At 64.8% G+C, this 18,987-nt stretch carries 18 protein-coding genes; 8 read left to right on the top strand and 10 right to left on the bottom strand.

What is annotated here, in order from left to right; genetic code table 11:
• Position 1 precedes the first annotated feature (1 nt).
• Entirely contained in the window at positions 2 to 1,387 is a 1,386-nt protein-coding gene (locus DK926_RS07105) for a cytochrome P450 (RefSeq protein WP_114329827.1), read from the bottom strand.
• A 78-nt stretch (positions 1,388 to 1,465) separates the two neighbouring features.
• Here DK926_RS07105 and DK926_RS07100 point away from each other — a divergent pair, with 78 nt between their 5' ends.
• The gene (locus tag DK926_RS07100; protein ID WP_114329906.1) at positions 1,466 to 2,926 is read left to right on the top strand and encodes an ornithine decarboxylase; all 1,461 of its coding nucleotides are present in this window, start codon (positions 1,466 to 1,468) and stop codon (positions 2,924 to 2,926) included.
• A 52-nt stretch (positions 2,927 to 2,978) separates the two neighbouring features.
• Here DK926_RS07100 and DK926_RS26610 read toward each other — a convergent pair whose 3' ends face one another.
• Genes DK926_RS26610 through DK926_RS07085 form a run of 4 tightly spaced genes read right to left on the bottom strand, consistent with a single transcriptional unit; the run spans position 2,979 to position 5,272 of the window.
• Positions 2,979 to 3,146, bottom strand: coding sequence for a hypothetical protein (locus tag DK926_RS26610; RefSeq protein ID WP_165839527.1), 168 nt, complete (start codon positions 3,144 to 3,146; stop codon positions 2,979 to 2,981).
• A 37-nt stretch (positions 3,147 to 3,183) separates the two neighbouring features.
• A complete protein-coding gene (locus DK926_RS07095; RefSeq protein ID WP_068431638.1) occupies positions 3,184 to 3,456 on the bottom strand; it encodes a DUF4235 domain-containing protein in 273 nt (90 codons plus the stop codon).
• Entirely contained in the window at positions 3,453 to 3,725 is a 273-nt protein-coding gene (locus DK926_RS07090; RefSeq protein WP_068431635.1) for a hypothetical protein, read from the bottom strand. The genes DK926_RS07095 and DK926_RS07090 overlap by 4 nt, the downstream gene beginning before the upstream one ends.
• Positions 3,722 to 5,272: a YhjD/YihY/BrkB family envelope integrity protein gene (locus DK926_RS07085; RefSeq protein ID WP_114329905.1), complete on the bottom strand. Its 1,551-nt coding sequence runs from the start codon at positions 5,270 to 5,272 to the stop codon at positions 3,722 to 3,724. Before DK926_RS07085 ends, DK926_RS07090 begins: the two co-directional genes overlap by 4 nt.
• Before the next feature lie 43 nt (positions 5,273 to 5,315).
• On the opposite strand from DK926_RS07085, the gene DK926_RS07080 reads away from it, so the two are divergent.
• On the top strand, positions 5,316 to 5,774 hold the full coding sequence (locus DK926_RS07080) for an ankyrin repeat domain-containing protein (protein WP_243636692.1): 459 nt from the start codon (positions 5,316 to 5,318) through the stop codon (positions 5,772 to 5,774).
• A 3-nt stretch (positions 5,775 to 5,777) separates the two neighbouring features.
• On the opposite strand, the gene DK926_RS07075 is transcribed toward DK926_RS07080, so the two are convergent.
• Positions 5,778 to 7,868 (bottom strand): catalase, encoded by a 2,091-nt coding sequence (locus DK926_RS07075; protein ID WP_114329825.1) that lies wholly within the window; start codon positions 7,866 to 7,868, stop codon positions 5,778 to 5,780.
• A 203-nt stretch (positions 7,869 to 8,071) separates the two neighbouring features.
• Between DK926_RS07075 and DK926_RS07070 the strand changes: the two genes are divergently transcribed.
• Complete coding sequence (locus DK926_RS07070) at positions 8,072 to 9,151, top strand: hypothetical protein (RefSeq protein WP_114329824.1); 1,080 nt, start codon at positions 8,072 to 8,074, stop codon at positions 9,149 to 9,151.
• Here DK926_RS07070 and DK926_RS07065 read toward each other — a convergent pair whose 3' ends face one another.
• Complete coding sequence (locus tag DK926_RS07065) at positions 9,152 to 11,029, bottom strand: heavy metal translocating P-type ATPase (RefSeq protein ID WP_114329823.1); 1,878 nt, start codon at positions 11,027 to 11,029, stop codon at positions 9,152 to 9,154.
• A gap of 134 nt (positions 11,030 to 11,163) precedes the next feature.
• Between DK926_RS07065 and DK926_RS07060 the strand changes: the two genes are divergently transcribed.
• Entirely contained in the window at positions 11,164 to 11,559 is a 396-nt protein-coding gene (locus tag DK926_RS07060; protein ID WP_114329822.1) for a metalloregulator ArsR/SmtB family transcription factor, read from the top strand.
• 220 nt (positions 11,560 to 11,779) lie between these two features.
• On the opposite strand, the gene DK926_RS07055 is transcribed toward DK926_RS07060, so the two are convergent.
• Positions 11,780 to 12,139: a hypothetical protein gene (locus tag DK926_RS07055; RefSeq protein WP_114329821.1), complete on the bottom strand. Its 360-nt coding sequence runs from the start codon at positions 12,137 to 12,139 to the stop codon at positions 11,780 to 11,782.
• A gap of 451 nt (positions 12,140 to 12,590) precedes the next feature.
• Between DK926_RS07055 and DK926_RS07050 the strand changes: the two genes are divergently transcribed.
• The 4 genes from DK926_RS07050 (at position 12,591) to DK926_RS07035 (ending at position 17,193) form a co-directional block, all read left to right on the top strand.
• Complete coding sequence (locus DK926_RS07050) at positions 12,591 to 13,367, top strand: GAF and ANTAR domain-containing protein (RefSeq protein WP_114329820.1); 777 nt, start codon at positions 12,591 to 12,593, stop codon at positions 13,365 to 13,367.
• Positions 13,368 to 13,657: 290 nt separating this feature from the next.
• Positions 13,658 to 13,948 (top strand): hypothetical protein, encoded by a 291-nt coding sequence (locus DK926_RS07045; RefSeq protein WP_125833384.1) that lies wholly within the window; start codon positions 13,658 to 13,660, stop codon positions 13,946 to 13,948.
• A gap of 185 nt (positions 13,949 to 14,133) precedes the next feature.
• Positions 14,134 to 14,475, top strand: a complete 342-nt coding sequence (locus DK926_RS07040) for a hypothetical protein (protein ID WP_114329818.1) — start codon at positions 14,134 to 14,136, stop codon at positions 14,473 to 14,475.
• 234 nt (positions 14,476 to 14,709) lie between these two features.
• A complete protein-coding gene (locus DK926_RS07035; protein ID WP_114329817.1) occupies positions 14,710 to 17,193 on the top strand; it encodes an ATP-binding protein in 2,484 nt (827 codons plus the stop codon).
• A 19-nt stretch (positions 17,194 to 17,212) separates the two neighbouring features.
• On the opposite strand, the gene hydA is transcribed toward DK926_RS07035, so the two are convergent.
• Positions 17,213 to 18,601: a dihydropyrimidinase gene (hydA, locus tag DK926_RS07030; RefSeq protein WP_114329816.1), complete on the bottom strand. Its 1,389-nt coding sequence runs from the start codon at positions 18,599 to 18,601 to the stop codon at positions 17,213 to 17,215.
• Positions 18,598 to 18,984, bottom strand: a complete 387-nt coding sequence (locus DK926_RS07025; RefSeq protein WP_114329815.1) for a gamma-glutamylcyclotransferase — start codon at positions 18,982 to 18,984, stop codon at positions 18,598 to 18,600. The genes hydA and DK926_RS07025 overlap by 4 nt, the downstream gene beginning before the upstream one ends.
• Positions 18,985 to 18,987: the final 3 nt, after the last annotated feature.

The raw sequence follows: 18,987 nt of genomic DNA, 5'->3' as shown, positions 1-18,987 counted from the left end.
GTCAGTGAGCTTTCAGCGCGATCGAGAAGTGGTTCAGCGTTGCCGGAAGGGGTGACTCGTCTCCGAGCGACGGTGTCGACTGCTGCCGAAGTTCGGGTAGCGATTCGATCAGGTTCGCGAGCATCATGCTGGTGGTGAACAGAACGAAATTCCGTCCAGGGCACCGGGCTGGACCGGCGCTGAACGGCACCACTGCGCGTTGTGTGCTCATGCGACCGTCGAGCCACGCATCAGGTGTGAAATCGTCGGCGAAATCGATGCTCGTTCGGTCCCGGTGGAAGAACGCCGTCAGGATCAGAAAGGCTGCACCCGACTCGATGTCGAATCGGCGGTCGCCCTCACCCCAGTGCGTCGTGGTCGTCGAATCGCGCAGAATCGCCGGGGTTGTCGGCCACAGACGAACGGATTCCAGAATGCACGCCCGCAGATACGGAAGTACCTGCGGCTGAGACAGATCCATCTCGACGATTTCGTCACGAGCACGCCGCATGTGCTCGGGCTGCGCGGACAGCACGGCAAGTGCGCGCAGCGCGACCATCCCGGCCGCGTCGAACGCGAAGAGCCAGTGCGGAATCTGACCAACCGGATCGACCGTCGAGTCCGGTCGTGCCGCCGCGACGGCGCCTGCAAGGCTCAACGGTTCGGCGTCGTCGACGTACTCGTACAGGCGGTCGAGAAAACGATCGCGCACGCGGCGCCGCAGCGGGCGTAGGTACGACCAGTTGCCGTCGCCCCGCAATGTCCAGAGATCTTCCGTCACGGCATCGTCGTCGCGCGCGCCGTCACCGAGCACGACACGTCGTACCATCCGCCACCACCCCTCGACGAACACACGCGCGTCGAGCAGGCCGCCGTTGCCGCTCGCCTCGCCCACGATGTTGCCTGCTTCTTCGCGGATCGTCGGAGCGAGCGAACCGGCCAGATGGTGCAGTGGCAGATCGCTGTCGAGCACCTGTTCGTTGAACGTCCGTCGTGATTCGCGAGCACGTCCGCGAGAGATCAACACACCGTGGGGTTGGAACGGGCTGAGCGCGGCGCGCTTCTCCCGGTTGGCGGGGGTGAACAACTCGGGGGACTGCGCCAGAACGCGCTCGACGTCGCCCGCCGTCAACGGAACGACGACCGTCCTCCCCGGCAACTCGAGGCGTAGCGGACCGGGTCCGTACTCGCGGCGCAGTTCCAGCATCGTCTCGACGGTGTCGGCATCGCTCTGGCGCTTCTCGAGCAGCGGCATCACCGTTCGCCTTCGTGCGATGACACCGCCTGCCACCAGCGGCCCCGAGAGTTTCGCCAGAAGCCGGGCGGCGGCTACTCCCGTCACGACAGGGCCCGCCGACGCCGTCGGGGCCGCCGACGGCGTCGATACGGTGGATTCGGAGGTAGACATGCACCCTGCCTACCCTGCGCCGAACGGGGCGAAACGGGCCAGGAATGGTCGACCTCGTGACCGGGTATGGCCCACCACGTGAACCAATCGGAAACACCTTTGTTGGATGCTGTCGCCCGCTACCACCGCGACGACCGTTACGGTTTCACGCCGCCCGGACACCGGCAGGGAGTCGGTGTGGACCCACGCGTGACCGACGTACTCGGCGCTGCGAGTTTCAGATCCGATCTGTTGGCGTCGGGCGGCATGGACGACCGGCACTCGTCGAACGAATATCTCACGCGTGCAGAACAATTGATGGCATCGGCCGTCGGCGCGCGCTCGGCGTTCTTCTCGACGTGCGGCAGTTCGCTCTCCGTCAAAGCCGCGATGATGGCGGTGGCGGGCAACGACGACGGTGGTCTGCTCGTCGCCAGGGACAGTCACAAGGCGATCGTCGCAGGCCTGGTGTTCAGCGGTGTCAGACCGCGTTGGATCCCGCCGCGCTGGGATACCGACCACCACATTTCGCATCCACCGTCGCCCGAGCAGGTGCGTCGAGCCTGGGACGACAATCCCGACGCGGCCGGCGCGCTGATCGTCAGCCCGACGCCGTACGGCACGTGCGCCGACATCGCTGCGATCGCCGACATCTGCCACGAACGTGGCAAACCGCTCATCGTCGACGAGGCGTGGGGTGCGCATCTGCCCTTCCACGACGACCTTCCGACGTGGGCGATGGACGCGGGCGCAGATATCTGTGTCGTGAGCGTGCACAAGATGGGTGCGGGATTCGAGCAAGGATCGGTGTATCACGTTCAAGGTGACCTCGTCGACGACCGCCATGTCGCGTTGTGTGCCGACCTGTTGATGACGACCAGTCCGAACGTTCTGGTCTACGCGGCGATGGACGGGTGGCGCCGCCAGATGGTCGAGCAGGGTTCGGAGTTGCTCGGTGCGGCGCTCGCGCTCGCCAGGTCGGCGCGTCGCGAGATCTCGGAGATCGACGGCCTCAGCGTTCTCGAGGACGAATTGATCGGGGCCGAGGCGTCGAAGGATCTCGACCGGCTGCAGGTGATGATCGACGTGTCGTCGATGGGTGTGAGTGGGTATCAGTGCGCGGATTGGCTGCGGGACACGCATCATCTCGACATCGGGATGAGCGATCATCGAAGAATCCTGGCGACGTTCTCGTTCGCCGACAGCGAGGCCACCGCCGAGAGATTGTACGCCGCGTTACGTGAATTATCCTCTGCCGCACCCACTTTCGACGCCCCGCCCGAGATGTACCTGCCCGATCCGAACGATCTGTCTCTGCGTTCGGTGATGTTGCCACGCGACGCATTCTTCGGCGACACGGAAATGGTGGATGCGAAGAACGCCCCGGGACGGATCGTGGCCGAACAACTCACCCCGTACCCGCCGGGCATCCCGGTCGCGGTGCCGGGGGAGGAGCTGACCGGCGGGGTCGTCGACTATCTCACGACCGGTATCGCCGCAGGAATGAACGTCCCCGACGCCACCGACAAGTCACTTCGGACGTTCAAAGTGGTCCGCTGACGTGAAACGGGGGCCGCGAGACGAATCTCGCGGCCCCCGTTCGGTGTCGGCGTCACTCGTCGGCGCCGGTTTCCTCACGCTCGTGTTCGGTGCGGGCGTCCAGCTCCGTGTCGTCGAGGTGCTTCGGTTCCTTCGCGTGCTCGCGATGGTCCGGATGTACTTCCTCGGTCGGAACGATGACGTCGTCGAGGTTCGGTTCGTCGTGGTTGGGTTGGGTCATGAGGGGTGTATTTCCTTTCGGTGGTTGCTCGAAACCTTCAGGACGGGTCTTCGTGCGCGAGTGCGCGGTAGCCGGTGGCACCTGCACGATCCACGGCTGCCTTGACGATTCCGAACACGGCTCCGTGAATTGCCGCTGCCAGCAACACTTCCTGTACCGACCGGTTCAGATCTTTTGGGTCGGGAGCTTCGACGTCGTTGTCGCCCACGTACTTCCAGATCTGTTTGAACACGGCGCCCGCCGCGATACCACCCAGCACGCTGGTTGCCAGGGCGAGTGGTTTGTACATGGCCTTCGATACTGCGCTCATCGGAAAATCCTCCGGGATCGTCGTCTGCGAATGATGATCGTCACGATGGTTCCCGCGACCACCGCACCGATGGCCGCGGCGATCACCTGCGGGTTCTTCTGTGCCGCTGTCTTCGCCCGCTCGGCCTGGAACGACGCCTCGTTGGCGACGCGGGCAGGTACGTCGGCCTTGGCCGCGAGCGCCGCGACGGTCTCGGCTACGTCCGCACGTTGTTCCTCGACGCTGGGTAGGTCGTCGGGTTCCGGTGTCTCGGCGTGCTTTCCACTCATCGGATACCTTTCTTGATCGCAGAGATGTCGTCGTTCACGCTTGCCGCCGTGTCGGCGGGAACCGGTGGGAGAGCGTTCTTCGCGCGGGACGCGCCGACTGCGGCGAGGATGCCGCCGACGACGAGCACCACGACGGCGACGATCAACGCGGCGAGCCACGGTGCGACGACGGTGGCCAGACCGAGCACGGCGGTCGCGATCAGCGTGGCGACGCCGAAGAACAGCAGTAGTGCCCCCGCGCCGGAAATGCCGATACCGACGCCGACGCGTGTGCCCTTGCTCTTGACCTCGTCGAGGCCCGATCGAATTTCGGTCCGGACGAGGGTCGACACCTGGTCGGTCAACCGCTCGACGAGCTGGACCGTCGACAGGTCGCTCACCGGTCGACTCGACGCCGCCCTGGTATCGGGTGGCGGTGCGGAACGGTCGGTCATGACATCTCCTGTTCTCGTACGTGGCCGATCCGCTTGTTCTGCGGTCGGTGCATCGGGGGAGTCGTTCTGTTCGTGTGCCAGACGTAGACGGCGACCCTGCTCGACGGCGTCGGCGTCCTTCTGTTCGTTCTTGTCCGACACGCGGGTATCGCGCGGGGGAAGCTGAAGTCGTTCTTCCGCAACCATTCCCGCCTGCAACTGACGACCACGTTCCAGCTCCGAATCGAGCTCCGCGCCGAACAGCAAGGCCAGGTTGGTGATCCACAACCACAGCAGGAACACGATCGCGCCGGCGAGCGAGCCGTAGGTCTTGTTGTAGCTTCCGAAGTTCGCGACGTAGAACCCGAACAGCACCGATGCCAGGATCCACACCAGAATGGCGAGTGCCGCGCCGGACGAGATCCATCTGAACTTCGGTTGCTGAACATTGGGGGTCGCGTAGTACAGAATGGCCACAGCCAGAACGACTATCACCAGGACGATCGGCCAGCGAGCGATGTTCCAGACGGTCAACGCGGTGTCACCGAGGCCTATCGTGTCCCCCACGGCCGACGCGATCGGACCACTGACGGCCAGCATCACCGCAGCGCACGCGACCAGCAGCAAACCGACGAGCGTGACCAGTAGCATCACCGGCCGAAGCTTCCATACCGGTCGGCCTTCCTCGACTTCGTACATGCGGTTCATCGCACGGCCGAATGCTCCGACGTAGCCCGATGCCGACCACAACGCGCCGGCAACACCGGTGAGGAGAGCGAACCCGGCAGCGGGAGCCTGGACCAACTGCTCGATGGGGCCGCGCAACGTGTCGACCGCCGACGATGGGCCCAGATCGCCGACGATCTGCAACACACCGTCGACGGTGGCTTGACCCTGCCCGAAGACGCCGAGCAGTGACACCACCGCCAGGATTGCCGGAAACAGGGACAACACGGCGTAGTACGTGAGAGCGGCTGCGAGGTCGGTGCACTGATCACGCGAGAACTCGCGGGCAGTTTTCTTCAAGACGAACATCCACGACGGCTTCGTCAGTTCGGTAGGAGAATCCGCTTTTCGTGGGTCGTCGGGATCAGCGTCGACAGGCGCAGTGGACGCGGCATCCTGTTGGTTCATGACGGGTGCGATACCCACCTGTTCCGTCCGGAAACGCTGCGCGGTGCCCGTTTCGCTCGCGCAGGTCACGGGTATCGGGAAGACCATGCCGCACGACGAATCCGTAGACCTGACCGAAAACGAGATCGCCGTTCTCCGTGCCGCATTCGATTGGGCCCGGCAGGGCGAAACAGACTTGCTACGACGGTTTCTCGGTGCGGGCGGCCCGGTGAATCTCACCAACGATCGCGGCGACACCCTGTTGATACTCGCGTCGTATCACACCCATCCGGGCACGGTGGCGCTGCTGCTCGATGCGGGCGCAGACGTCGAACGTGTCAACGACAACGGGCAGACTGCGTTGGGAGCAGCGGCGTTTCGCCGGTCGACCGACATCGTGAGCGCTCTACTGCGTGCTGGGGCGGACCCGTACGCGGGAACCCGGTCCGCAGTGTCGGTCGCCGAGTTCTTCGGTCTCGACGACATGACGGCATTGCTGACCGGGTCCCAAGAGCACTCCTGACCGTCAGTTCGACGGCGGCACTTCCGATCCCATGACCGCGGCGGCGCGGTCCCATGCCCGGTGCAGGCCCATGGCATCGAACAGCGCGTCACTGAAGCTGTCACCGGGCGAATCCTCGGTCACCACACCGGGACCGCCGTCGGTGACGCCTGAGGCCTCGAGCGTTGCCAGTCCGTCGCCCCATGCGCCGACTGCCTTGCAGTGGCGAAAAGCTTCCTGCAGCAACAGAACCAGCTTGATGTCGTTCGAGGGTGCAGTGTCGCCCGCGACGACGAACGCGTCGAACTCGATGGACCGAACCGTCAGGAACGTGCGTTCGACGACTTGACGATCCGGGCCGTCGCCGAGGAAGCCACCGGTCGCTGCGATGACATGCACCGTCACCCCGCGGCTTTCGGCTGCCGTGCGCAACGCGTCGATGCCGGCGAGATCGGAGTCGGCGTCGGCGATCACACCGATCTTGCGTCCGTCGATCGGGCCGGGTGTCGTGACGACCTGCGACAGTGCAGGCGAGGTGATGACATCCGTCGGCGGCGTGCCCGTCGGTGCCGGTAGTCCGAGACCGGCTGCGACGCGACTGCACAAGTCGGCGTCGACGTTCGCGAGAACGGCCAGCTCCCGTTCCTTGATCGCCTGCTCGAACACCTTGCCGAGTTCGAACGTGAAGGCCTCGACGATGTGGTCCTGCTCGATCGGAGTCAGACTCCGGTAGAACATCGCGGACTGGGTGAAATGATCGTCGAACGACGCCGGATTCGCGCGCACGGCCTTGCCCTCGATCGGCCGAGGCGTCTGCACGTAACCACGGTCGGAGGCGTCGGCGTCGACCGGTTCGCCCTCGTCGAGACTGTTGTCCCGGTACGGCGCCACCCCGGTGTGTACGGCCGTCTGATGCATGCCGTCGCGGAACATGTCGTTGACCGGCGCGTGGGGACGGTTGATCGGCAGCTGCGCGAAATTGGGTCCACCGAGCCGGGTGAGTTGAGTGTCGAGGTAGGAGAACAGCCGCGCCTGCATGAGCGGGTCGTTCGTGACCTCGATGCCGGGCACCAGGTGACCGGTGTGGAATGCGACCTGCTCGGTCTCGGCGAAATAGTTCGTCGGATTCGCGTTCAATGTGAGCTTGCCGATCGGCTGCACCGGGGCGAGTTCCTCCGGAACGAGCTTGGTCGGATCCAGGAGGTCGATACCTTCGAACGTGTCGGTTCCGTCGTCGGGCATGACCTGGATCCCGAATTCGTATTCGAGCGGTGCTCCCGCCTTGATTCCGTCGGCCATGTCTCGCCGGTGGAAGTCCGGGTCGACGCCCGCGGCGATCTGGGCCTCCTCCCACACCAACGAGTGAACGCCCGCAACGGGTTTCCAGTGGAACTTGACGAGGCTGGTGTCGCCGTTCTCGGCGACGAGCCGGAACGTGTGGACGCCGAAGCCCTCCATCGTCCGGTACGACCGCGGGATCCCGCGATCGCTCATGTTCCACAGCACGTGGTGCGTGGCCTCGGTGTGCAGAGACACGAAGTCCCAGAACGAGTCGTGCGCCGATTGTGCCTGCGGCAGTTCGATATCCGGCTGCGGTTTACCCGCATGGATGACGTCCGGGAACTTGATGCCGTCCTGGATGAAGAAGACCGGTATGTTGTTGCCGACGAGATCGAACGTGCCTTCGTCCGTGTAGAACTTGACGGCGAAACCCCGTGTGTCTCGGACGGTGTCAGCAGAGCCACGCGATCCCAGAACGGTCGAGAAACGGACGAAAACATCTGTCTTCTTGCCCTTTTCGGCCAGAAAGCCTGCTTTCGTCACCGATTTCGCGGTGCCGTACGACTCGAACGTGCCGTGCGCCGCGGCGCCGCGGGCGTGCACGACGCGTTCCGGGATGCGCTCGTGGTCGAAGTGGGTGATCTTTTCGCGGAGATAGAAGTCCTCGAGGAGGGTCGGGCCGCGATCCCCGGCCTTGAGCGAATGATGAGTGTCCGGCATCCGGACGCCCTGCGCCGTGGTCAGGAACGTGCCGTCCTGTGCGCGGGTGTCGGCGGACCCTGTCGGCCCCACGGGGGCGGGGGAGGACTGGTCGGGACGGGGTGTTGGAGGCATGTATGCATCAGCTTTCGTCGAAGTGGTGAAGGGGCTGTCTTCCGTACGCTCGACGACGCACAGTGTGGTCCTGTCGGCGATTCGACTGCGGTCCGTGGCTCGACCCGCGACGGCAGCTGTACCCCATAACGGCCTGTCCCATACATGGACTCTCGTACCCTGCGTTACGTGTCGGACGCCGGGCACCGGGGTAGCTGTATCGCATGGCGTCGGAGGAAACGAACACTGCATCTCGTACCGTCACGATCGGCATCGTGGCCGACGAAGGTTTTGCGTCGACCATCGCGTCGGCGATCGGAGATGCATTGCCGGAACGGGTTCCCGTGGACGGGCGAGTTCTCGCCATCGAAACGGAACGGCCCTCGATGGCGCTCCCGCCGACCGAGACGGGCTCGGCACAACTGGGGCGTTGGCTCGAGTCGGTGCGCGCACGCAACGACTGCGACGTAGTGCTCTTTCTGTCGGAGATCCCTCGGCGGCAGCGGTCGAGGCCTGTCGTGGCCGAGCTGAGCGAGGACAACACCGCGGCGTTGTACATTCCGTCGTTCGGGACGGCCTCGGTGCGTCGACGCGCTGTCGCGGTGGCACTCGCGATCGTTCACGACTTTCTCGGCACCGACACCACGTCGCGTCCGCACCTTCGCAGGTCCATGGCACGGTGGGCGCCCGGACCCGGTCCAGGCGGAGCGGAGGAGCGAATCCTGTTGACACCCGGCATGTTCGGGCGTCTACGCATGGTTCTGGGAATGATCCGCTGCAACAGGCCATGGCGGCTGGTGCCGACGCTGTCCGGTGCGCTCGGCGCGGCGAGTGCCGCGTCGGCGTTCGGTGTCTTCTACGCTAGCATCTGGCAGATGGCGGCGTTCATGTCGGTGCAGCGCCTCGCCGCGGTCGGGATCACCGCGATCGCCGCGATGAGCGTGTGGTTGATTCTCCCGAACGGAATGTGGGAGACGCGGAAGTTCAGGACGTCCACGACCGATCGATGGATGTACAACGCGGCAACGCTCGGCACGGTGGTGTCCGGTGTGCTGTGCATGTACGCGGTACTGTTCGTCGTCGTTCTCGCGTCTGCGGCCATCGTCATCTCACCCGAATTCCTGGCCCAGCAGATCCATCGATCGGCAAACCTCGGCGACTACATTTCACTCGCGTGGCTCGCGGCGTCGTTGGGCACCGTCGCAGGCGCCGTCGGATCCGCCGTCGCGGACCGGGGCGACATCCTGAACGCGACGTACGGTCACCGCGAACTGATGCGTAGGCAGTCCGCGGACGAGGCCTGATCAGCGCTCGTGGCTTCGCCGCCACGCTCGCGTGGACAGCAACCGCATTCCGTTCAGAGCGACCAGCACCGTCGAGCTTTCGTGTCCGGCCACCCCGACGGGGAGTGGGAGAGTGCCGATCAGATCCCACGTCACGAGCACGACGATGAATGTCGCGGCGATGACGAGGTTGGCGACGACGATGCGGTGAGCGCGCCGCGACAGAGCGATCACGGACGCGAGCGCACCGAGATCGTCGCGCACGAGGACGGCATCGGCGGTGTCGAGAGCGAGGTCTGAACCCTTGCGGCCCATGGCGACTCCGATGTCCGACGCGGCCAGCGCGGGCGCGTCGTTGACGCCGTCGCCGACGAGCAGTACCCGCGCGCCGGATTCGGCCTGTACCGCGCGCACCGCATCGACTTTCTGCTCGGGCAGCAGATCGGCGCGCACGTCGTCGATTCCGGTTCGCCTCGCCACGTCCTGGGCGGCGCGGGTGTTGTCGCCGGTCAACAAGATCGAGGGCCGTCCGGTGAGGGCTTCGAGGTCGGCGACCGCGGCCGCCGCGTCGGCGCGCACGGTGTCGGCTACGCCGATCACAGCCGTCGGCGCACCGTCGACGCGGACGACGACGGCTGTCTTCCCCGCCGACAATACGGCGCGAACGACGCCGAGATCGTTGTCCGGCCCGGCGGGTTTCGTGACGGTGACGAGCCGCCCGTCCACGATTCCGCTGACACCCGAACCCGGACTCGACTCGAATGCCGACACATCGGGCAGCGTCGACCCACGGGCACGGGCGTAGCGGACCACCGCGGCGGCGACGGGATGCTCGCTCGCAGTCTCCACCGCAGCGGCCAGGCGAAGAACGCTGTTCTCGTCGTAGCCCGAACCGGGGAGAAGATCGACGGTGTCGACTCGCGGTGTGCCTTCGGTCAGGGTGCCGGTCTTGTCGAACGCCACGACCGACGTCGTGCGTAGCTGTTCCATCACGACGGCGGACTTGACCAGCACTCCGGATCGACCCGCCGTCGACATCGCCGCGAGCAGCGGGGGCATCGTGGCCAGCACGACCGCGCACGGCGAAGCGACGATCATGAACGTCATGGCCCGGAGCAAGGCGGGCTGGAACTCGCTGCCGAGAAACATCGGGATCGCGAAGATCGCGACGGTGGCCACCACGACGATCGTCGAGTAGTACTGCTCGACCTTGTCGATGAACAGTTGCTTCGTCGCCTTGGTCGCCGACGCGTGCTCGACCATCGTGACTATGCGAGCGATGACGGTCTCGGACGGATCGACGTCGATACGTACCCGCAGCGTTCCCGTGCCGTTGACGGAACCGGCGAAGATGCTGTCCCCGACGCTCTTGTAGACCGGAACCGACTCACCGGTGATCGACGACTGGTCGACGTCGCTGCCACCGTCGACGACGGTTCCTTCGCCGGCGATGCGCGACCCCGGCCGAACGACGACGACGTCGCCCGGTCGAAGGGAAGACGCGGGGACGTTCCGTTCGGTTCCGTCGTCACCGAGAACGTCGGCCGTGTCCGGCGCAAGATCGAGAAGGCTTCGCACCGAATCCGCGGTACGCCTCGTGAGTACGGCCTCGAGAGCTCCCGACGTCGCGAAGATGACGATGAGTAGCGCACCGTCGAAGATTTGCCCGATAGCGGCCGCGCCGACAGCGGCGACGATCATCAGCAGGTCGACGTCGAGCGATTTCTCTCGCAGCGCGCGGAGGCCCTCCAGGGCCGGTTCCCAGCCGCCGCACGCATAGCAGGCGAGGTACAGCGCCCAGGCCAGTGCCGAGGGAGCAGGTGAGAGCTGGAGGGCAAGGCCGGCCAGGAAGAACACGAGCGAAGCCAGCGCCCACCGCACCTCCGGCACGGACAACACGCGCGTTCGGGTGCCGCGAGAGTCGAGCGCAGGAGTTCGGGGTGTGGTGGTCGAGACATGTGTTGCAGTCACGTCCGAGAGCGTACAGGAATATATGAAGACGTTTACATCTGTTCATTGGATATAGTTACGACATGGGACACGGTGTCGACGGACGGACCACACCTCCGGCGCAGCTCGATGCGGATTCTGCAGCCACGGTCGCGGCCACGCTGCAAGCGCTGGCGACCCCGAGCAGGCTGCGAATCCTGACGCAGTTGCGTCAGGGGCCGAGTGGCGTCAACGACCTGGCCGACGCGGTCGAGATGGAACAGTCGGCGGTGTCGCACCAACTCCGGCTGCTGCGCGCGATGGGGCTCGTCGCGGGCGCCCGTTCGGGGCGCAGCGTCATCTATCGGCTGTACGACAATCACGTCGCGATGCTGCTCGACGAGGCTGTCTACCACATCGAGCATCTAGGAATGGCGGCTTCGGACGCTGTCGATGCGGAGTCGCCCGACCGGATCGAGTCAGGCGCACTCGACGCATAGCGGCTGAGTTCGAGTCGCGCTGTGTCGCTACGGTTTTCGATGTTTTGCGTTCTCGGAGGGATCGTCGAACATGCGGGCGAGATGGGCTTTGATGGCCTCGGTGCTCATCGACGTTCCGACGTTCGAGCCGGACGGCAGGTGTCCAGGACGTTCTGGACGTCGTTCCTGAACTGGATGAAGGCTGTCCACGAGATGAAATCCGTTCAGCAGGAAATGGTGGTTACGACAGATCCGTTGGACCGCCGGAGGCGCGACCACGATCTCGAAGGCCGCGATCTCGAAGGAGCTGGGCGAGAGCCAGTTTCGCTATCGGCTCGCGCGCCGATCGCACCAGTTCGTCGACAGCAGCCGTGCGAAAAACGGTCCGGAGCGCGTCGCTCAATTCGGCGTCGGCGGATTCGGTGAATCGCGGGCCGGCCAGTCGCTCGACGGTGGCGGACAATTCGGCGAATCGATTGGGTTGTTCGGGTCGTAATCGGCTGCGTACCAACGCGAACGCTGCCACTGCCTCGGGAGAGTTCAACTCGGACAGAGTTGCCGTTTCCACCAGGTCCATGACCGAATCGCTGTCGTTCGACATGTATACCCCCGTTTTCAACTGATGCCGTCACTCGCTGTGCGTATGTCGTCTGGTGTACGTCGGATGTGCACAGGGCGCGGGGCGAAGTTGCAAACAACCCGCATACGACGCGCGAGGAGACCCCTCGACCCCTCGCGCCGCCCCGCGCCGTTGTGCCGCGGCGAGGCAGTCGAAGAGGAGGGCGGACCGTTCTCTCGATCGCGTCGTCGACGGTGAAACACGATGCGCGCGAATGTGTGTGTGCAACCGTCGATAACAGTTGTCGCGCACGGCACATCGTTCGGAGGACACCGGGGTGCTCGGGTGCCACCAGCAGGCGTGTCGCCGAGGTCAGGGGCGATGTCGTTTGCTTCGAGAATTCTAACCACGATTCGGTCCGATGTTCCAGTGCGGTAGCATGCGATCGACTCGTTCCATCCTCCTCGTGTGGTTGCCGTAGGAGGGACGAAAAATGATCGACCGTCCAGCACGGGGCGTCGGGGATGTACACGCTTACGTCTGCTCGGAGAGAGCCGGAGGTAGGGATGTGTACGACGCCAAGAAATTCGTGAATGTCGTGGACCGGTTGATCACGGTCGCGGAATCGACGTCCGACGACGACGCCGTCTTCACCGAATTGACCACTGCGCTGACTACGGTGTTCGACATCGTCGGCACCAGTGTTCTGGTCTCCGGCGGCGACGACGATCTCCATGTCGCTTCGACCTCGGGGGCGATCGACGCGATCGAACGATGTCAGACCGCCGTGCAACACGGCCCGGCGTACGACGCCTATCGCGGTTCGCGGATCGTTGCAGTCGCCGACATCGCGCGGGCTCGCCACCGTTGGCCGCAATTCGTGGACGTTGCTGCCCACGCGGGAATCGGTGGGGTGGCCGCATTCCCGTTGCAGCGCGGGGACGACGTGATGGGCAGTCTGGTTCTGTATTCGACTGTGCCGCATGCGTGGTCGGCTGGCGACCTGGATGCGACCCGGGTTCTCGCGCGGCTCGCGATCGCTCAGCGCGCCTCTGCGAAACAGCTCCGCACGATGAACGAGGTGTCCGAACAGCTACAGCATGCCCTCGAGTCGCGCATCGTGATCGAGCAAGCGAAGGGCGTTCTCGCTGCGACGAGCAACATCGACACGGACGCAGCTTTCGAGCGAATGCGACATCATGCTCGTCGTCACCGGATGAGCGTGCGAGACGCGGCGCAGGCGGTCGTCGACTACCGAGTTCGACTTTGACGCTGGAGGGGGTTCCCAGTCGGTGGGGTCCGGAGTAGCGTCGAAGTCGTTCCTTGCTGCGGACTTCCACCCCCCTTTGACAAGTCCGGGCCAGAAGAGGGACACGAAGGCCCCGGCAAAACCCCCCCGTTGCCGGGGCCTTCACCTGTTCCCGCCGATCTCGGCTCTGTACTTGTTCTGTCGAACTTTTCGGTCCGTTTTCGCTCTCGTGCCCGAATTTTCGGGAAATATGACCGTTATGCATTCGTCGGTCGCGCGGGTTGCCGGTCCCCGGATGCGCGGTGCCTGACATGTATCTGCATCCGAAGGACGGCGTCGCGATCGTCGTCTGCGTCGAGAGCACTCGAATGGAATGGGTCGCACGGTTGCGTACGTCGATCGACGGCATCGGGCCGTCGCACAGGCCACTGTCGTTGACGGTGTGGTCCGACGCGGCGTACCTCGGACATGCTGTGGTCATCGGGCTCGACCCCGAATTGGGCTGTTCCAGGCTTGCTGTCGACCCCGACGCCGAGAATTCTGTGCGACGCATCGTCGCGTGGCTGTGTCACCCGATAGCTGGCCTCTACGTCGGTACGTGATTGCCGTAACGGCAGGCGGCGGGCACGGTGTCGCGTCGGAACATACCGATCGACGTGTACCATCGTCCGAAACAATCTTGTCGACGGTTTGTCGCTAAAGCAGCCCGAGGACCGAAGACCGTTGTTCGGCCTGACCCTAGCGGCGAGCATGACGGTACGGACAAGACCTATGCGAGGGGGTTCGCATGATCGCCGATGTAAGTGCCTTCGTCGTCACAGGTTCGATCCTCGTCGCGGTCGCCGCGGGTATCGCGGGTATCGGTGTCCTCGGTCGAGGTGCAATCGCGGCCACCGACCGGCTGTTCGCCCCGGCAATCCCCTTGTTGCTGCTCGGATCGCTGCTGTTCGTGGCCGGTGTCTGGACGACGGGCGCGGACGACCCGCGGGCCATCGTGACGAAAACCGCGATCAGTTGGACGACGATCACTGTGGGAATGGTCATCCTGCAGTTCCTGCGGCACTCGACGTCGTTCCCGGGCGTCGACCGATGGACCCCCGGTACGGACGGGTACGACGTCGTCGCATGACGGTCGGGGCGCGGAAAGCTGGATTGCGTAGGTCGATCGAGGTGGGCGCGCGCAGGCGGAGATAACCCGCGAATGGTTGTCGACGCCGGTGACGGATAAGGTGCAGAGCAGTAACGATCGGGACACGGCCTGTTGCAATCGAGGAGCGCGTCAAGGAGACATCCTCGGTCCCAGGCAGAATGGATCCGACCTTCGGCTCAGAAGCAGACCGACCGACACAGCGAGACAAGAGCGATGACTGACTCACTACCCGACGCCACGGCACCGGCGTGGACAGCGAACTCCCTGTTCGCGGGGGACGACATCACGGCGGGTGATCATCGGGCCACCGATTGGGGCAGTACGCCGCTCGGTCCCGTCGAATCCTGGTCGCCGGAGCTGACGGCTGCAGTCGCGACGGTGTTCGATTCGGACGTGGCGATGCTGTTGTGGTGGGGTTCCGACCTGGTTCAGATCTTCAATCACGCGTACACGCCGTTTCTCGGTACGAAATATCCGACGGCGATCGGTCAGCCCGCTGCCGAATGCTGGCCGGACGTATGGCCGGACATGGGTCCTCTTGCCGACGAAGCGCTGAAGGGGCGAACCACGCACGGCACCGAAGTCCGTCTGTTCTTGGACCGGCGTGGCGGGGTTCCGGAAGAAACGTTCTGGACGTTCTCCTACAGCCCGATTCGCAGTGCCGATGGTGGCGTGCTCGGGGTGTTCGTCGCGACCAGTGACGTGACCGGACGGGTCCTCGCCGATCGCCGTATGACTGCGATGCAGCGACTCGGTGCCATATCGACGACACAGGGTCAGCATCCGGTGACGACCTGCCGCGCCGCGTTGACGATGCTGTCGGAGTACGAGTCCGATATGCCCGTGCTGATGCTCTATCTCGATCCGGTGGCCACGTTCGACGTCGACGGTGCGCATCGACTCGGGAGTGCAGACAACGTCGTGCCGCTCGACGACGGCCGAACGCTGGAATTGGTCGCTGTCGGGAAAGGCATCGAGCCCGACGACGCGCACCGATGGATTGCCGACGCCCATGGCACCGGCGGCATCGCCGAAGCCGTCGCCTCCGGTTCGGTCGACTTGGCTGGCGGGCTGCCCACTGTCGACGGCGGGCCTGCAGTCGAGTCAGTGCCCATCAGCGACATCGTTCTGCTTCCGCTGCGAATTTCGGGCAGGACGGAGCCGGTCGGTGTTCTAGTCGTCGGAACCAATCCGCTCCAGGTGGTCGGCGATCAGTACCGCTGGTTCCTGGATGTCGTCGCAAGTCGGCTGTCCACGACGCTCACCGATGTCCTGGCGTTCGAGTATCAACGTCACCGCAACGATGCACTGGCCGAACTGGACGAAGCGAAGACCCGGCTGTTGCAGAACATCAGCCACGAGTTCCGTACACCGCTGACGATGCTGTTGGCTCCACTTCGCGATTTGGTGCAGTCGACCGACGGGTCCGACCGTGCCGCAGCGGACCTCGCACTGCGCAATGCTCAGCGGCTACAACGACTCGTCGATTCCCTTCTCGACGTGGCCCGAGCGGGGGCCGGGGCACTTGCACTCGATCGTGCGCCCACGGACATCGAGGAACTCACCCGAGCCTGCGTCGACCGGTTCGAGGGCGCGGTCGAGGCGGCAGGATTGACACTCGACGTGTCGATCGACGTAAGGCCCTCTGCGATGGTGTCGATGGACCGCGAGAAGTGGACACGTATCACGACCAATCTTGTCGCGAACGCGATCAACTACACGCACGCCGGCAGAATCGGAGTGTCGCTCGGTCGTTCGGCGGGGAATCTCGTTCTGCAGGTGTCGGATACAGGGATCGGTCTGAGCGACGAGGACCGTGCGCGCGTCTTCGACAGGTTCTACCGAGTCGCCGGCGCGGAAGGCCGCAGCGCGGAGGGCTCGGGAATCGGACTTGCACTGGTGACGGAGCTGGTCGCTGCGCTCGACGGCACGGTGGCGGTGGACAGCACACTCGGCGAGGGAAGCACCTTCACCGTCGTGGTGCCCGCAGGCGACGTGTCGGTACTTCCGCCGGTGTCCGCGTCGGCGGTGGCGGCCCTGGAAAGCGCTGTGGTACAGCCGAGTTCGGGCGAGCTGGAAATTCACCGGGGTGTGCGCGGCGATGCCACGCGCTCGGTTCTGCTGGTCGAGGACAACGTCGACATGCGCGAGTACCTCGTAGGACTGTTGACGGCCGAGAACTGGAACGTGCACGCGGCAGGTGACGTCGAGACTGCTCTCGCTTACGCGCGTTCGACACCGCCGTCGCTGGTGCTCACCGACGTCATGTTGCCCGGGCGAAGCGGCCTCGACCTCGTTCGTGAGGTCCGCAGCGATCCAACTCTCGTGCGTCTGCCGGTGGTCGTCCTCACCGCGCGGGCAGGTACCGAATCGTCCGTCGAAGGTCTGGAATCCGGCGCCGACGACTACGTGGTGAAACCGTTCGCGCCCCGCGAGCTGATCGCTCGACTGCGGGTGCATCTCGAATTGGCCGCGTTCCGAGAAGAATTGCTCGAGGCGAGCCAGAACGAGGCGACGACGCTGAAGGAGGCCATGCGGACCCGTAGCACGATCGGTACCGCGATCGGTCTGCTGATGGCGGCGAACAACTGCGGTGCCGACGAAGCCTTCACGAAGCTGACGACCTTCTCCCAACACAGCAACCGTAAGGCGAGAGACGTGGCGGCAGAAATCGTCGCGGACTTCACGCGTTCGTAGACGATCTCCACCGCACGAGTCACATACTGAACGCCCCGCTGAAGTCGAGCGGGGCGGCTTCGATGTGGCGGCCCCGAGGGGTTGGATCGACCAGTTCGCCGTCGCGGACGACGACGCGGCCCCCGACGAGCACCGTCACCGGCTTACCGCGTAGCTGCATGCCTTGGTAGGGCGTGTAATCGGTGGCCATGTGAAGATCCTCGACGTCGACGGTCCACTTCAGGTCGGCATCCCACAGGACGATGTCCGCGTCGGAGCCCGGCATCAGCGACCCCTTGCGTGGATAGAGTCCGTTCGTTCGTGCCGGGTTGGTCGATGTGAGTTCCACGAATCTGCTCGGCGTCAGCCCGAGTTCACCGACGTACTTCGAGAACACGACCGGTAGCCGCGTTTCCACACCGGGCAAGCCATTCGGCATGTGCCTGACGTCGTGACGGTGGCGCTGCTTCTGAGTCAAGTCGTAGCAGCAGTGATCGGAACCGATCGTCGTGATCTGACCGGTGAAGAGATGTTTTCCGAGGCCTTCGACCACGTCGGCGGAGCGCAACGGTGGGCAGCAGACGAACCGTTCCGGTTCGTCGCCGGCGTACCGGGAGTCGTCGAGAACGAGGTGGTGCGCGACGGCCTCGGTGAACGCGACGAGCCCACGTTTGCGAGCATCGGCGACGAGTTCCACTGCGGCGGAACTCGATTGGTGCACGAAGTAGACAGGTGCGCCCTGGGATTCCGCGATGGCGAGTACGGCTGCGACGGAAGCGGATTCGGCCAGCTCCGGACGAGTCCGCGACATGTTCGACGCGTCGATCCCGTCGGTGTGTGCCGCAAGGTTCTGCGCATCCACGACGATCGCGTCGGATTCGCAATGGATGATCACCATGCCGCCCAGATCCCGCGTCGACTGCATCGTGTTGAGAATCGTGTGCTCGTCGGCCATCGTCTCGCCGGCATAGGTGGTGAACATCTTGACCGTGCGTATGCCTGCGTCGGCCATGGTCGCCAGTTGCTCGGCGGTCGTGTCGTCCCACTCGACGACGCACGCGTGCAGCGCCGAATCACACAGTCCCTCGGATGCTTGCGCGCGCTGACCCTCGGCCGCGTCGAGTGGACGCTGCCCGGGCCGCGGAATCGCGAAGTCGACGATGGTGGTCGTTCCCCCGAACACCGCCGCGGCGGTGCACTCGAGGTAGGAATCCAGTGAAGTGAACTGCCCGGATGTGAATCCGACGTGACAGTGCGGATCGACACCGCCCGGCAACACGAGCTTGCCGGTGGCGTCGACGACCTCGGCGGACTCGTCCACGGGCGCACCTGGTGTCAGCACGGCGAGGATCTTGCCGTCGTCGACGAGCAGGTCTGCAGGCCCCATCCAGGTGGCTTCGACGACTGTCCCGCCGCGCACCACCTTCACGACTGCGCCCCGAGGTACGCGCGCCAGCCGCCTGCGTCGCTGATGTCGACGACGCCGTCGGCCGTCAGTGCGTTCTCGCGCATCCGCATCGACAACGAGCCGTTCCCGTCGGCGAGTTCGATGACGCCGAGTTCGAGTTCGACCGGCTCGCGCGGAAGCAATTCGTCGCGCAGCACGTCGTACTCCACCTCGTACAGCTCACCGGGCACCACGCGACCGTCGTCGGTGACGGGGTGCAGTCCGGGGAACTCGTCGCGGACGGAGTAGAAGCGGTACTTGGGTGCGGTGTCGACCTTGCCGACGAACTTCGCGTTCTGCAGGGCGTCGTTGAGGCTACCGCCGGACATCGCCTGTCCGTTGACGAACATCGTGACCAGTGCCATGGA

The organism is Rhodococcus sp. Eu-32, from assembly GCF_003336925.1.
GTDB classification, from domain to species: Bacteria; Actinomycetota; Actinomycetes; order Mycobacteriales; family Mycobacteriaceae; genus Rhodococcoides; species Rhodococcoides kyotonensis_B.
This window is presented reverse-complemented; position numbering and strand designations above follow the sequence as displayed.

Bases quoted from the DNA above. Each gene is read 5' to 3' on its own strand.
- DK926_RS07105 (WP_114329827.1), bottom strand. From the start codon at position 1,387: ATGTCTACCTCCGAATCCACCGTATCGACGCCGTCGGCGGCCCCGACG.
- DK926_RS26610 (WP_165839527.1), bottom strand. From the start codon at position 3,146: ATGACCCAACCCAACCACGACGAACCGAACCTCGACGACGTCATCGTT.
- DK926_RS07095 (WP_068431638.1), bottom strand. From the start codon at position 3,456: ATGAGCGCAGTATCGAAGGCCATGTACAAACCACTCGCCCTGGCAACC.
- DK926_RS07090 (WP_068431635.1), bottom strand. From the start codon at position 3,725: ATGAGTGGAAAGCACGCCGAGACACCGGAACCCGACGACCTACCCAGC.
- DK926_RS07085 (WP_114329905.1), bottom strand. From the start codon at position 5,272: ATGAACCAACAGGATGCCGCGTCCACTGCGCCTGTCGACGCTGATCCC.
- DK926_RS07075 (WP_114329825.1), bottom strand. From the start codon at position 7,868: ATGCCTCCAACACCCCGTCCCGACCAGTCCTCCCCCGCCCCCGTGGGG.
- DK926_RS07070 (WP_114329824.1), top strand. From the start codon at position 8,072: ATGGCGTCGGAGGAAACGAACACTGCATCTCGTACCGTCACGATCGGC.
- DK926_RS07060 (WP_114329822.1), top strand. From the start codon at position 11,164: ATGGGACACGGTGTCGACGGACGGACCACACCTCCGGCGCAGCTCGAT.
- DK926_RS07055 (WP_114329821.1), bottom strand. From the start codon at position 12,139: ATGTCGAACGACAGCGATTCGGTCATGGACCTGGTGGAAACGGCAACT.
- DK926_RS07050 (WP_114329820.1), top strand. From the start codon at position 12,591: ATGATCGACCGTCCAGCACGGGGCGTCGGGGATGTACACGCTTACGTC.
- DK926_RS07045 (WP_125833384.1), top strand. From the start codon at position 13,658: ATGTATCTGCATCCGAAGGACGGCGTCGCGATCGTCGTCTGCGTCGAG.
- DK926_RS07040 (WP_114329818.1), top strand. From the start codon at position 14,134: ATGATCGCCGATGTAAGTGCCTTCGTCGTCACAGGTTCGATCCTCGTC.
- DK926_RS07035 (WP_114329817.1), top strand. From the start codon at position 14,710: ATGACTGACTCACTACCCGACGCCACGGCACCGGCGTGGACAGCGAAC.
- DK926_RS07025 (WP_114329815.1), bottom strand. From the start codon at position 18,984: ATGGCACTGGTCACGATGTTCGTCAACGGACAGGCGATGTCCGGCGGT.